A 469-nucleotide genomic window follows, 5' to 3' on the forward strand; every position below is an offset into this window, starting at 1 on the left:
GTTAAGATCTTCAATAGTGCGATAGACGAAGCAATCCTGGGTTTCCGCGCCTTTAATCGGCGGGATCCACGGGTATGAGCCGGTCGCCATAATCAGCTTGTCGTAGAACACGGTACGCCCGGCGCTGGAGTGGATCACTTTCTCCTGGCGGTTGATGGTGATCGCCCGTTCGCCGACCAGCACCTTGACGCCGTGTTTCTCATAGAAACCTTCGCGTACCAGCGACAGTTCTTCCGCAGTGTGAGGGGAGAAATAAGACGACAGGTGGACGCGGTCGTAGGCGATACGCGGTTCTTCACAGAACACGGTAATGTCGAACTGTCCGGCAGGCGCCTTATCGAGAAGCTCTTCGATAAAGCGATGGCCAACCATGCCGTTACCGATAATAGCGATTCTGACTTTGCTCATTTTTGCCTCGATTTCTTTTCTATTACCGCCTACCTTAACGATTCAGCCATCAGGCTTATTG

The 469-nt window shown here is 52.7% G+C and carries 1 protein-coding gene; it reads right to left on the reverse strand.

Features of this window, described 5'->3' with window-relative positions:
- Positions 1–408: FAD-dependent oxidoreductase (locus M3223_RS23865; RefSeq protein ID WP_251566271.1), on the reverse strand; the 408-nt coding region annotated here is incomplete at its 3' end.
- Between the last annotated feature and the right edge of the window lie 61 nt (positions 409–469).

It is taken from the genome of Paenibacillus pasadenensis (assembly GCF_023715725.1).
GTDB lineage: Bacteria > Bacillota > Bacilli > Paenibacillales > Paenibacillaceae > Paenibacillus_O > Paenibacillus_O pasadenensis_A.